The sequence below is a fragment of the Ensifer sp. ENS02 genome, assembly GCF_014851885.1.
Taxonomy (GTDB): domain Bacteria; phylum Pseudomonadota; class Alphaproteobacteria; order Rhizobiales; family Rhizobiaceae; genus Ensifer; species Ensifer adhaerens.
In genome coordinates, this window is the sequence record NZ_JACVAO010000030.1 from 18242 (window position 1) to 30400 (window position 12159).

Genomic DNA, 12159 nt, shown 5'->3' on the forward strand with positions numbered 1-12159 from the left:
CGCCTAACCCTCTATCGGGGAAACGGTATCAAGACAAAGTGAGAACACTCGCATCTTGAAATAGTACCTGCGCGCCAAAAGAAATGACCCCGTCCCTTTGGACGGGGTCTTAGAGCGCGCGTGGTATACGAACCGTGCTACACAATAGGACTCCATTCTTAAAACTATCGATGGAAGCCCTGCCTTTGATCCGTTGCGGGAATCGATCATCGGTATTCGAGAACGGTTGCCGATGCGGAATGTTCCCTCGGCGGCGGAGGACCACCAGCCTGAAACTTTTACGCGGCCATATGGGACTGAAGCCCGATGGCGGAATCGAGAGCCTGTCTCGCTTCGCTTTTGAAAACGCCAGGTTTGCGCAGGCCCGCCCGACCTTTACCCTGTCGCGTTTGCCGCAACTTGGGTGAGCTGCCCTCAGCAGCAGGCGCAACCCGGCGGTTCCGAACCAGATAGCGTTCTGGTAGGGAGGTTTCATCCGTATTTCCAAACCGATACTCATCGCGATGAAGTTTGCAAGCAGGTCAGCGGGCCTGCTGGTACGTGGAATGTTGCGTTTTGGCGCAAGCCGTTTCGAAGACCCTTCGTGTGAAGGCAAGATCTTGGAGGCCAAGATCTTGGATTGCGAGTTTGGGCCGAATGCGCACTGACATCTCGCATAAAAGGAGTGGAGTGCGCGCCATATCGGGCTTCGACGAAGCCTCAAAGGTGAGTGCTCAAAAGGTGAGTGTGCAATTACGCCGCCTTCATTCTCCCATCGATTGATGGGTTCAAGTTTTGTCACTGCGGGCAGGGGCGAGTTTCAGCTCGATACAGGCCTGCCTTGGCAGCCCGATCCTTGCTTTGTGAACCTGACTAACAAAGCTTCCAGCGACGGCGAAAGAACTTAAAGCCGCTTGATCGGCAACGCTCGAATGACAATCTCTTGCTGGCCAAACGCACACTCCAATTCATGGCGATAAACCCGCCACCATAGCTGGTCGAGGTTTTCTGTCATTACTTCCGCCACAACGATCTGATCACGCTCCATTTCAGCTCCGGATACCCAATTTCCTTCCGCGGGAGCATTCCTGTAAAACGTTATGCCGCCGAAGGCCTCCGCAAGTTGATGCCGAACGGTATCGAACATTTGGGAACCGAACGGTTGCCCATCTTGTCGTTTGAGAGGCAGTAAGATCTGGATAAGATGCATGTCCGGTTCCTTGATTTCGAGCAGTCCAATCCTCTAATTGCCAGGTGGTTTCTTCCAGCGAGATAAAAAGCCACAGTCATCGTCAATGACCTGCCCCTCGTAGGATCAGAAATGCTTGCGGACCACTGCTCTCACTCTTCGCGTAAAGTCATTGCCGTGTTTCGTTAGACGCCGCCAACCCACCCTGCAAAGCACCGCGTTCAACCACCAGGACCGAGAAATGCGCCTGCGGAAACAGTATCGGCTGCAACTCCCGCGGCTTCAATCGCCTCCTGCTTGGCCGCAGCGATGCTTGTGGTGGTAAGTCTTTTCATACCGCTCGACATGCGTCCGTGCTTGCAGGCTTCCACATTGAACAGGGGAGGGTGAGCCAACAAGGGATTTGCAAACCCTTCGATCCCGCCGGTATCGCGACACCTCATGCCTTAGGGTCTTGTTTCTCTCCCGCGCTTTTGCCGTCGGAGCTTCGCGAACGCTCCTCGAAACGTTCCTCCCCTTTTGCCAAGGGGCTTCCTTTTTGGAGTTCAATCCGGCGCTCCTCTCGTTGGGCACTCTCTTGAAGCCCTCGCGCAGACTCGTTGCCCTCGGGTTGTTCATCCCTCGGCCCTTGAGCCGAGAGCGCCTCGGAGGTCGACTTTTGTTCGGCGTCAGGCATTGCTGAACTCGCGCTCGCGGACGCATCGGCCGAGCGAAATCTCTTCAAAGCTGCGCGAACCTCATCTTCTTCCCATCCGGCCTCGACGGCCGCGGCGACCCATTCGGTTTCGAAGTCTTGCCAACTGTCCCGCCCTTCATGAGCTGAAAGAATGGACGAGAAGCACTGGTAACAGTCGGCCGACCTCTCCAACGTGCCCTTCGCAGTTCTTGGGGATGCAATGTATGTCATGATCTCGGACCTCGTATCTGACGGAGCGATCAGGCAGCGAAGTGCAAGGACCTGCATTCGCTATCACTGGCGCGCAAACCTTCGGCCTTTCAAAATGTTCCTGGGAATTTCAAACGGAGGGTACGTCGTCGGCCAGGCAAAAAGGCGTGACATGGAGCCGTTGCCGCACGATCGGAAACTCCTGAAGATCCGTGCAGCCGACGTCGTTGCGCGCGCTTCACCCAGGTTACGTAACAATCCTCTCGCGGGGGGCCCTCTAACCACAGGCTCATCGCCTATGAACTGCCTTGCCCAGGCTTGCAAGCAATTCGCCACCTGAACTCCTCCCGGCGTCTGGCGCGATGAACTCTATCAACCCTTGAACGAGCGCAGGTGTCTTTTCACATTTGGACGGAACCACCGTCTCTCGTGCGGGTTTCACTGATGGCCGGCCGCCAAGTTCGTTCCGATGGAGAAGTTGCAATGGTAAATATCAAAGCAAAGGGGTTTGAAAACCTCGCGCAGTTGCAAGAACATCTGGCTGAGCTCGAGGAAGAAAGCCCTGCAGACGAGCAGGTGCCGGAAGCCTCCCCTTCCCCACAGGAGCAGATCGCAGAATTGCGCCGAGAGCTCGCTCAATTGCAGGCGCGGCTGGTGCCAATTCACGCGAAAACAGAGGGGTTGGACGTTCCATCGCGCCGGGACGTCCATCTGTGGTTGAGGATCGTCATAGCGGCGGCGACAACGCTCGTACTCGCCCGCGTGGTTCAACACTTTCGTCCCGGAGCACCGGGTGCAGCGATCCTACCGTTGCTTACGGCTCGACGTGACGGCAGAATCTGATCCCTACAGGCAAAAGGCCACGGTGAATACATCGGGAGGATCCTATGTCGAACGACAATGGAACGGATGACAGAAATAGCCAGCCAACAGCACCTGGAACCACGTTCGGACGCTCGCTCGAAAGCCAGGCGCAAATGGCGGACGCGCGAGTTGTTGCGACTGGTGAAGCGGTCGAAACCCTCAACGTCTACCGGCTTGTTCCCATTGCGGAGGCAAATGATCCCCGCTGGGCAAACGCTCCACCGCACGGCGTGGTTGTGGTGGCTGCGCGCACTGCCGGGGATGCCCGGGTTGTGGCGGCCGGCGGCGAGCTGGATTTCATGGAGGTCGACGCGGCTCCTGCGGAGGACGTAACGACGCTGCAGGCAAGTGCGTTTCGATCCGAAAAACTTTACAGCGTGGTCGAGATTGAAAGAGGAAGATCGGATCTCAGGAGGGGCGTGCTTTCCGGTGCGATCTCGGTCGGCAACATCCGGCCGACTCAGGAGTAGAATCATGTAATCCGTTACCGTCGCCAACATCTTACGACCAACCTTGGGTCGGGGGAGACAATTTCCACCGCCTTGTACTGTCTGCATTCCACCCATTGATGTTGAGAAGGGGGCCGAGACAAGTGGCGCGGCATTGACCGGGATGTCCCCCGCCTCTTCTGCTTTGTGCAACTTGGCTTTTCTTCGTCGAAGGCATCGCGTCCCATTGGACCAGAGCGTTCCAACAAGCCGCGCGGTGCCCATGGCAATTTGTGGGTCGAGCGGTAGATCTATCTTGCCTCAACGGAGAACACCAAGGTGGGAAGACAAAGTGGCGATGTCCGGCGTGACAATATGGGCTCAGTCGATCCTCTGGACCCGGCAATCATGGCGGGCGAAGACGCACGCGCCTTGTTCGAAGCACTGCTCGCGATGAAGCGAGGAGACTTCTCGGTCAGGATGAGGCTTGACCTGGATGGTATCACAGGAAAGATAGCCGATACCTTCAACGACCTGGTCGCCGCCAACCAGAAGATGGCTCAGCAGCTAGCGCACGTTGGTCAAGTGGTGGGGCGCGACGGACGCACAAGCACCCGAGTCCGCTTCGGGCTTTCCGACGGGTCCTGGTCCGATATGGAAGACTCCATCAATACGCTGATCGATGATCTCGTATGGCCCACGGCTGCCGTAACCCGTACGATTGCCGCAGTCGCCAAAGGCGATCTTTTGCAGACCGTTCCGCTCGACGTCGATGGTCGCCTCCTCAAGGGGGAGTTTTTAAGATCCGCGAATATCGTCAATACGATGATCAAACAGCTCAGCGTATTCACCTCGGAAGTCACGCGCGTCGCCCGTGAAGTCGGCACTGATGGCAAGCTCGGCGGCCAGGCGCAGGTCCCTGAAGTCACCGGCGTCTGGAAGGACCTCACCGAAAGCGTCAACTCGATGGCGTCAAACCTGACGGCACAGGTGCGCAATATCGCCGAGGTTACGATCGCGGTTGCCAACGGCGATCTGTCGAAAAAGATCACCGTCGATGTCCGCGGCGAAATCTTGCAGTTGAAAGAGGCCATAAACACGATGGTGGATCAGCTTCGCTCTTTCGCCTCGGAGGTAACGCGTGTTGCACGCGAAGTGGGAACGGAAGGAAAGCTCGGCGGCCAAGCGCTCGTGCCAGGCGTTGCCGGGACCTGGAAGGACTTGACGGACTCCGTCAACGCCATGTGCGGCAATCTAACGGCCCAGGTTCGAAACATTGCACAGGTCACGACCGCGGTTGCCCGAGGAGATCTCTCGCGCAAGATCACTGTCGACGTGTCGGGAGAAATCCTTGAGCTCAAGGAAACCATCAATACGATGGTCGACCAGCTGAATGGCTTTGCAGGGGAGGTAACGCGCGTCGCCCGTGAGGTTGGCACCGAGGGGCGTCTGGGCGGGCAAGCACAAGTCCCAGGCGTTGCCGGCACGTGGAAGGACTTGACCGACAGTGTGAATTCCATGGCTGGTAACCTCACGGCTCAGGTTCGAAACATCGCCGAGGTGTCGACCGCCATCGCCAACGGCGACCTTTCACGCAAGATTACCGTCGACGTGAAAGGCGAGATCCTTCAACTGAAAGAAACGCTCAACACCATGGTGGACCAGTTGAACCGTTTCGCTTCCGAAGTTACTCGCGTCGCCCGCGAAGTCGGTACCGAGGGCAAGCTTGGCGGTCAAGCACAGGTTCCAGGCGTTGCTGGCACCTGGAAGGATCTCACTGAAAATGTGAACTTCATGGCATCGAACCTGACGGGCCAGGTGCGAAACATTGCCGAAGTCACGACGGCCGTGGCAAGGGGCGATCTTTCGCGCAAGATCACCGTCGACGTCAAAGGCGAAATCCTAGAGCTCAAGAATACCATCAATACGATGGTCGATCAGCTCAATGCCTTTGCCGGCGAGGTTACACGCGTGGCGCGCGAGGTCGGGACGGAGGGCAAGCTTGGGGGGCAGGCGCAGGTCTCCGGTGTCGCGGGCACCTGGAAGGACTTGACCGATAGCGTCAACTCGATGGCCGGCAACCTGACGGACCAGGTCCGCAACATCGCCGAGGTCGCGACCGCGATTGCCAACGGCGATTTGTCGCGCAAGATCACCGTCGATGTCCGCGGCGAAATCTTGCTCCTGAAGGACACGCTCAACACGATGGTCGATCAGCTGCGCTCGTTCGCGGGGGAGGTGACCCGTGTGGCGCGCGAGGTCGGTACCGATGGCCGACTGGGTGGCCAGGCTGTTGTTCCCGGTGTCGCCGGCACATGGAAAGATCTGACCGACAACGTCAATCTGCTTGCGGCCAACCTGACGACCCAGGTGCGCAACATCGCCGAAGTCACCACGGCTGTCGCGCGCGGTGATCTCTCCCGAAAGATCACGGTCGACGTCAAAGGGGAAATCCTCGAACTCAAAAACACCATCAACACGATGGTCGATCAGCTCAACGCCTTTGCAGGCGAAGTGACGCGTGTGGCCCGCGAAGTGGGTACCGAGGGAAAGCTCGGCGGACAGGCGCAGGTGCCGGGTGTCGCTGGAACCTGGAAGGACTTGACCGACACGGTAAACGTCATGGCTGCCAATCTGACTGAGCAAGTTCGTGGTATCGTGAAGGTGGTGACTGCTGTTGCAAACGGGGACCTCAAGCAGAACCTGACGGTTGCCTCCAAAGGCGAAGTTGCCGCTCTTGCCGAGACGATCAACAACATGACGGGTACGCTTGCAACCTTCGCCGACCAGGTCACGAGCGTGGCGCGCGAAGTGGGTGTCGAGGGCCGGCTCGGCGGGCAGGCAAACGTTCCTGGCGCCGCCGGGACCTGGAAAGACCTCACAGGCAACGTCAACTTGCTCGCGGCAAACCTGACGACGCAGGTCAGAGCGATCGCTGAGGTGGCGACGGCTGTGACGAAAGGTGACCTGACGCGTTCAATCCAGGTCGAGGCCCGCGGCGAGGTGGCCGAGTTGAAAGACAACATCAACACGATGATCGGCAACCTAAGGCTCACGACGGAGCGCAACACCGAGCAAGACTGGCTTAAGACTAACCTGGCCCGGTTTACCAATATGTTGCAGGGGCAGCGCGACCTGACATTGGTCGGGCGGATGCTGCTGTCCGAGCTCGCAGCGCTGGTCGGCGCACACCAGGGCGTCATCTATAAGGTTGATAGCGACGAGCGCCGGTCGACACTTTCGCTTTTGTCGACTTATGCCCACGGGATCGATGCTACCCACCCGGCGCGTCTGGATTTTGGTCAGGGGTTAATCGGACAATGCGCGAGCGATGCACGCCGTATTCTCATTACCAATCTGCCGGACAACGTCGTTCCGATCAGTTCAGGCGTGTTTTCCGCACTTCCCAAGAGCGCGATTGTGCTGCCCGTTCAATTCGAGGGTCAGGTCAAGGCAGTCATCGAACTAGCCTCGGCTGGCGATTTTACAGACCTGCAGTTGTCGTTCCTGGACCAGCTGACGACATCGATCGGGATTGTGCTCAACTCGATTGAAGCGAACATGCAGACAGAGGGACTGTTGAAGCAATCGCAGCAGCTGGCAACGGAACTTCAAACCCAACAGAGAGAGTTGCAGCAGACCAACGAGCAACTTGAACAAAAAGCACAGCAGCTCGAAGAGCGAAACGTCGAGGTCGAAGGCAAGAACCAGGAAATCGAGCAAGCCCGCCGGGCTCTGGAAGAAAAAGCGACCGAACTTGCACTGACATCGAAATACAAATCCGAGTTCCTTGCCAACATGTCCCACGAGCTGCGGACGCCGCTAAACTCGATCCTCATTCTGGGTCAGCAACTAAGCGACAATCCCGACGGAAATCTGTCGGGTAAGCAGGTGGAGTTCGCCAAGACAATTCACGGAGCCGGCACCGATCTCCTCAACCTCATCAGCGATATCTTGGACCTTTCGAAGATCGAGTCCGGGACGGTTTCGGTCGATGCTGAGGAGATATTCATCAACAACCTGCTGGAGATGATGTCGAGGCCATTCCGCCACGAGGCCGAAAACCGCAACCTCAGCTATTTGGTGGAGATCGGCGACGACGTTCCCAGAAGCGTCATCACAGACTCCAAGCGATTGCAGCAGATCCTCAAGAACCTGCTGTCGAACGCGTTCAAGTTCACCGCAGAGGGCGGCGTGACGCTACGGGTGACCGCGGCAACGGAGGGCTGGTCTTCGGATCACCCCTCGCTCCAACACGCTCCCTCAGTGATCGCGTTCGAAGTGTCTGACACCGGGATCGGCATTTTGCCGGAGAAGCAACGCATTATCTTCGAGGCATTTCAGCAGGCTGACGCTTCGACCAGCCGCAAATACGGCGGCACCGGGCTCGGTCTCGCCATTAGTCGAGAACTAGCAAACCTCCTTGGCGGAGAAATTCAGTTGCGCAGCACCCCCGGGATCGGCAGCACCTTCACGCTCTTTCTACCGCTGACATATGTGGGTGCGTCGACGGCGCTCAAATCTGTTCCTGCTCCAACCAATGTGGTGCAACTGGCGGAGGCTGCAGCCGCATGGCGCGGCGAGAAAGTGGCTGAACAGATGGATGATGATCGCGGCGTGATTGAACCCGGCGACGTTGTTCTTCTGATCATCGAAGACGACGCTCACTATGCGCGGGTTCTTGTCGACCTTGCCCGTGACAACGGCTTCAAGGTCCTGGTCGCCAGCCGCGGTAGCGACGCATTGGATCTCGCCCATGAGTTCAAACCCGCCGCGATATCGCTCGACATCTTCTTGCCGGACATGCTCGGATGGACCGTACTGAGCCATTTGAAGCAGAGCGCGGCAACACGACACATCCCGGTCCAGATCATCAGTCTCGATGAAGACCGGCAGCACGGCCTCGCGCGAGGTGCCTTCGCGTTCATGACCAAGCCCACCACCGCACATAGCGTGGGCAAGGCTTTTTCGCGATTAAGAAACTACGCCGAGCCCCGTCGCAAACGCCTCCTTCTCGTCGAAGACAACGAGGCCGAGCGCATGAGCGTCACCGCACTCCTTGGTGACCATGACATCGACATTGCGAGCGTGGGGTCCGGTGCGGAGGCTCTGGTCGCCCTCCGTAACGATCCCATCGACTGTGTGGTTCTAGACCTGACGCTCCCCGACATGACCGGCTTTGAGGTTCTGGAGAAGATTCGGGACGACGATGACATCGTTGAAGTGCCGGTTGTCGTATTCACGGGGCGAGAACTCTCTCCGGAGGAAGACGCACGACTACACTCAATGGCACGCAGCGTCGTCGTGAAGGGAGTGGAATCGCCGGAAAGACTCCTCGACGAAACCGCGTTGTTCCTCCATCGGGTGGTAGCTGACATGCCCGCGGCGAAGCAAACCATGCTCGAAGAGCTGCACAGTTCGGATGAGGATCTGCTCGGGGAGGCCGTGTTGCTCGTCGATGACGATGCGCGTAATATTTTTGCGCTAAGCAGCGTGCTGGAACGGCGGGGTATGCGGGTGCTGACAGCGACGACCGGCAGCGAAGCCATCGAGGTCCTTCAAAACGAACCAGGCGTTGCCATCGTTCTCATGGATATCATGATGCCCGGGATGGACGGCTATGAAACCATGCAGGTCATTCGATCGGATTCGAAATTCCGCAGGCTTCCCATCCTTGCGCTCACGGCCAAGGCGATGAAGGGAGATCGCGAGAAATGCCTGGAGGCAGGCGCTTCGGATTACCTTGCAAAGCCGGTCAATACTGAGCAACTGCTGGCAGCTCTTCGTATGTGGCTTCATCGTTGAGGGTTTGGGCATGAATCCTGTCAACATTCTTCTTGTCGATGATCAACCGACGAAATTGCTGAGCTACGAAGTGGTCCTCCAGGATCTGGGTGAAAATCTCCTGAAGGCGCAATCCGGACGGGAAGCTCTGGAGCATCTTCTTCGAAGTGACATCGCCGTAATCCTGGTCGATGTGTGCATGCCGGAACAGGACGGGTTCGAACTCGTCAGCATGATCCGCGAGCATCCGCGATACCAAAACACGGCGATCATCTTCGTGTCGGCCGTCATGATGGCGGAACCCGACCGATTGCGCGGTTACGCCGCTGGCGCTGTCGATTATGTTTCGGTCCCGATCGTACCGGATGTCCTACGTGCCAAGGTTAGGGTCTTTGCGGATCTCTACCGCAAGACCCGCGAGCTCGAACGTCTCAATGCGGAACTCGAGAACCGAGTCCGCGAGCGCACAGCCGAGCTGGAGGCGTCTGCGACCGAACTCCGGCAGCTCAATGAGGAACTCGAACAGCGCATCGAACAGAGGACGCGCGAACGAGAGGCAGCGCTTGCGCAACTGTTCGAAGCGCAAAAGCTCGACACCGTGGGTCAATTGACTGGCGGTGTTGCTCATGACTTCAACAACCTGCTGATGGCGATCCTCGGCAGTTTGAAGCTTTTGAAGAAGCAGCTCCCTCAGGGAGGTAAGAGCGAGCGGCTGGTCGAAAACTCGATCCAGGCGGCCGAGCGTGGTGCCGCATTGACCCAACGCTTGCTGGCGTTCGCCCGTCGTCAGGAACTGAAACCTCAACCGATCGATTTCCTCGATCTTTTTCAAAACATTGAAGACATACTCGTCCGCGCTCTTGGCCCCGGCATCGACGTGCGAAAACACATTCCCGCATCTCTTCCGCCGTTGCTCGTCGATCGCAACCAGCTCGAGCTTGCCTTGCTCAACCTGTTCGTGAACGCTCGCGATGCGATGGTAGGTGGCGGCACGCTTGTCGTGTCGGCTGAGGAGGATTTAACATCGATGCCCGTTAACCTCAAGCCGGGTCGCTACGTGCGAATAACGGTTTCGGACAGCGGTGAAGGCATGGACGAGGCCACTGTGGCGCGCGCGACCGAGCCATTTTTTACCACCAAGGGGCAGGGAAAAGGGACGGGGCTCGGCTTGTCGATGGTCCACGGCCTTGCAGCTCAATCCGGCGGTGCCTTGAGCCTTTCGAGTAGAAAGGACGAAGGCACTACCGTCGCGCTTTGGTTGCCCGTCGCCGAAGATTCCGTGCCGGCGAGCACGCCCTTGGAAACCACCGCGCTCGAGGTTTCGCAAGTCCAAAGTCCTTTGAGGGTACTTGTAGTCGACGACGATGTTCTCGTCAGTATGGGGACAGCCGCTATGCTGGAGGATCTCGGCCATACCGTTGTGGAGGCATCTTCGGCAGCCACCGCACTCGAGATCCTTGGATCGGGACATACGTTCGATCTCGTTATCAGCGACCAGGCGATGCCAGGCATGACGGGTGCGGAGCTGGCACGTTTGATTTTCTCGTCCTATCCGGGTCTCCCAGTGATCCTTGCTTCGGGATATTCTGAGTTGCCCGACGATGAGGGACTTCAGGCGCTCTTGAGAATGACAAAGCCGTTTACGCAGGAAGAACTACAAACAACGATCGGACGCGCGGTGGCCCACCGGGCCACAGCCGCTTGAGAACTTCGTCACGTGCTGAACATCGCAGCAATGATGAAGCGTTCGGAATTCTCGCGGCTGTTGAAGTAGTAGACGGCCAAAAGGGAATCGCCGCCCGACAGGAAGGACACAGCCGATGTCTGGTCCGCCGCATCGGCTTGGATGACTGTTTCCGAACGCCGCTAGGCGACAGCCTCTATCCATAGCTCGCGCGTGCCAAGCCACTTCAACGTTTCCAGCTGACGATAATCAAAGAAGCTGCGGGTGGCGTGGGGGGTGAGCCGATCGCTGCGAAATCTTTCACGCGGAACCCGGCGGGCGCAGACTGAGCTCAGGCGTCACTTCAGAAAGGCGCTTGCTGCAAGCTCACATCTCGATCACGACGATGTGTACTTTGCCGAAGGAACGGGAGTTTGGCTCGATGGTTGGTCCAACATCTACTGGATCAAGAGGAGATTCACGATGCTAAAAACAATGTTAACGGCAGCTGCGCTGTTTGTTGCAGCGACGCCTCCCGCATTTGCCCTATCGGATATCGTGTGTGACCAATCGAACATGTCGAAGCTCGAGAAGGACGTAAAGAGCATCAAAGACGAGATGAAGAAGGACTACGCAAACAAAGAACTCGCCATGGCAAAGGAGGCGCTTGCATCAAACGACAGCGACAAATGCAAAACGCACATGTCGAATGCGATGAAAGGCAATGACCCGATGTGATGGGTGAGCGGATTCGGAGACTCCCTTTTCAAACCGGCGCTGTTGCCAGACGGAGTGTTGATGCAATATATCGAGCATTGGAGTGGTTGCCCTTCCTTTCGCTCGACTCCAGCGGCGCGAGCGCTGCAGCCACCTCCAAAAAACCTTGAGGCCCTCGAGGGAGTCGGAGGGTCTCAAAATGCCCACGTCGCCTTCGTGCCACGCGGTCTTTTAAGCTGCCCCAACCTCTGATTTGGTGCCGGACGCGGAAAGCTTCGCTCCAAACGGTTCCCGCCGCTCCTAAATCAAAATAGTCCGCCCCGCCAAGGCGGGCAGACAACGTCACCAGGTTTGCCGGCCATACCAGTCGTCGATGTCTTGCCGGACGCGATTCTTCTCGAGGCCGTAAGGCTCCTGAATCTTCACTTCTAGCTGATCTTGTTTTTCCCCTTACTTGATCAAGATCGTCGTCGGTGAGTTTGCCCCACTTTCCTTGATTTTCCCGTTGAATTGCTTGCAGTTACCTTCATGCGATCCGGCGGCGAAACGCCTGGCGGCTCCTTTGTTCACCGGTTTGTCCAGATTGGGGTTTGAGGAGGGTGATCGACCTAATGGCTGCTTCGCTTCGCGGGATGGCTGGCGGGTGTGA

Annotated in this window: 7 protein-coding genes and 1 pseudogene; 5 read left to right on the forward strand and 3 right to left on the reverse strand. The window is 57.6% G+C overall.

Annotated features, from left to right (window positions below; genetic code table 11):
* Window positions 1-883: 883 nt before the first annotated feature.
* Both IB262_RS34040 and IB262_RS36285 read right to left on the reverse strand, forming a co-directional pair.
* The gene (locus IB262_RS34040; protein WP_089046304.1) at window positions 884-1189 is read right to left on the reverse strand and encodes a hypothetical protein; all 306 of its coding nucleotides are present in this window, start codon (window positions 1187-1189) and stop codon (window positions 884-886) included.
* A gap of 418 nt (window positions 1190-1607) precedes the next feature.
* Window positions 1608-2075, reverse strand: coding sequence for a hypothetical protein (locus tag IB262_RS36285; protein ID WP_246802825.1), 468 nt, complete (start codon window positions 2073-2075; stop codon window positions 1608-1610).
* A gap of 462 nt (window positions 2076-2537) precedes the next feature.
* On the opposite strand from IB262_RS36285, the gene IB262_RS34050 reads away from it, so the two are divergent.
* From IB262_RS34050 to IB262_RS36290, 5 genes are all read left to right on the forward strand, one after another.
* Window positions 2538-2897, forward strand: a complete 360-nt coding sequence (locus IB262_RS34050; RefSeq protein ID WP_034800013.1) for a hypothetical protein — start codon at window positions 2538-2540, stop codon at window positions 2895-2897.
* A gap of 44 nt (window positions 2898-2941) precedes the next feature.
* A complete protein-coding gene (locus tag IB262_RS34055; protein WP_089046223.1) occupies window positions 2942-3388 on the forward strand; it encodes a hypothetical protein in 447 nt (148 codons plus the stop codon).
* Between the two features lie 297 nt (window positions 3389-3685).
* A complete protein-coding gene (locus IB262_RS34060; RefSeq protein ID WP_089046224.1) occupies window positions 3686-9151 on the forward strand; it encodes a HAMP domain-containing protein in 5466 nt (1821 codons plus the stop codon).
* A gap of 10 nt (window positions 9152-9161) precedes the next feature.
* A complete protein-coding gene (locus tag IB262_RS34065) occupies window positions 9162-10835 on the forward strand; it encodes a response regulator (protein ID WP_060520799.1) in 1674 nt (557 codons plus the stop codon).
* A 255-nt stretch (window positions 10836-11090) separates the two neighbouring features.
* Entirely contained in the window at window positions 11091-11531 is a 441-nt protein-coding gene (locus IB262_RS36290) for a hypothetical protein (protein WP_246801983.1), read from the forward strand.
* A 321-nt stretch (window positions 11532-11852) separates the two neighbouring features.
* Here the strand turns inward: IB262_RS36290 and IB262_RS36295 are convergent.
* A pseudogene (locus tag IB262_RS36295) lies at window positions 11853-12080 on the reverse strand (CsbD family protein).
* Window positions 12081-12159: the final 79 nt, after the last annotated feature.

What these genes read in the sequence shown, in the direction of transcription:
- IB262_RS34040 (WP_089046304.1), bottom strand. Translation starts at nt 1,189, where the DNA reads ATGCATCTTATCCAGATCTTACTGCCTCTCAAACGACAAGATGGGCAA.
- IB262_RS36285 (WP_246802825.1), bottom strand. Translation starts at nt 2,075, where the DNA reads ATGACATACATTGCATCCCCAAGAACTGCGAAGGGCACGTTGGAGAGG.
- IB262_RS34050 (WP_034800013.1), top strand. Translation starts at nt 2,538, where the DNA reads ATGGTAAATATCAAAGCAAAGGGGTTTGAAAACCTCGCGCAGTTGCAA.
- IB262_RS34055 (WP_089046223.1), top strand. Translation starts at nt 2,942, where the DNA reads ATGTCGAACGACAATGGAACGGATGACAGAAATAGCCAGCCAACAGCA.
- IB262_RS34065 (WP_060520799.1), top strand. Translation starts at nt 9,162, where the DNA reads ATGAATCCTGTCAACATTCTTCTTGTCGATGATCAACCGACGAAATTG.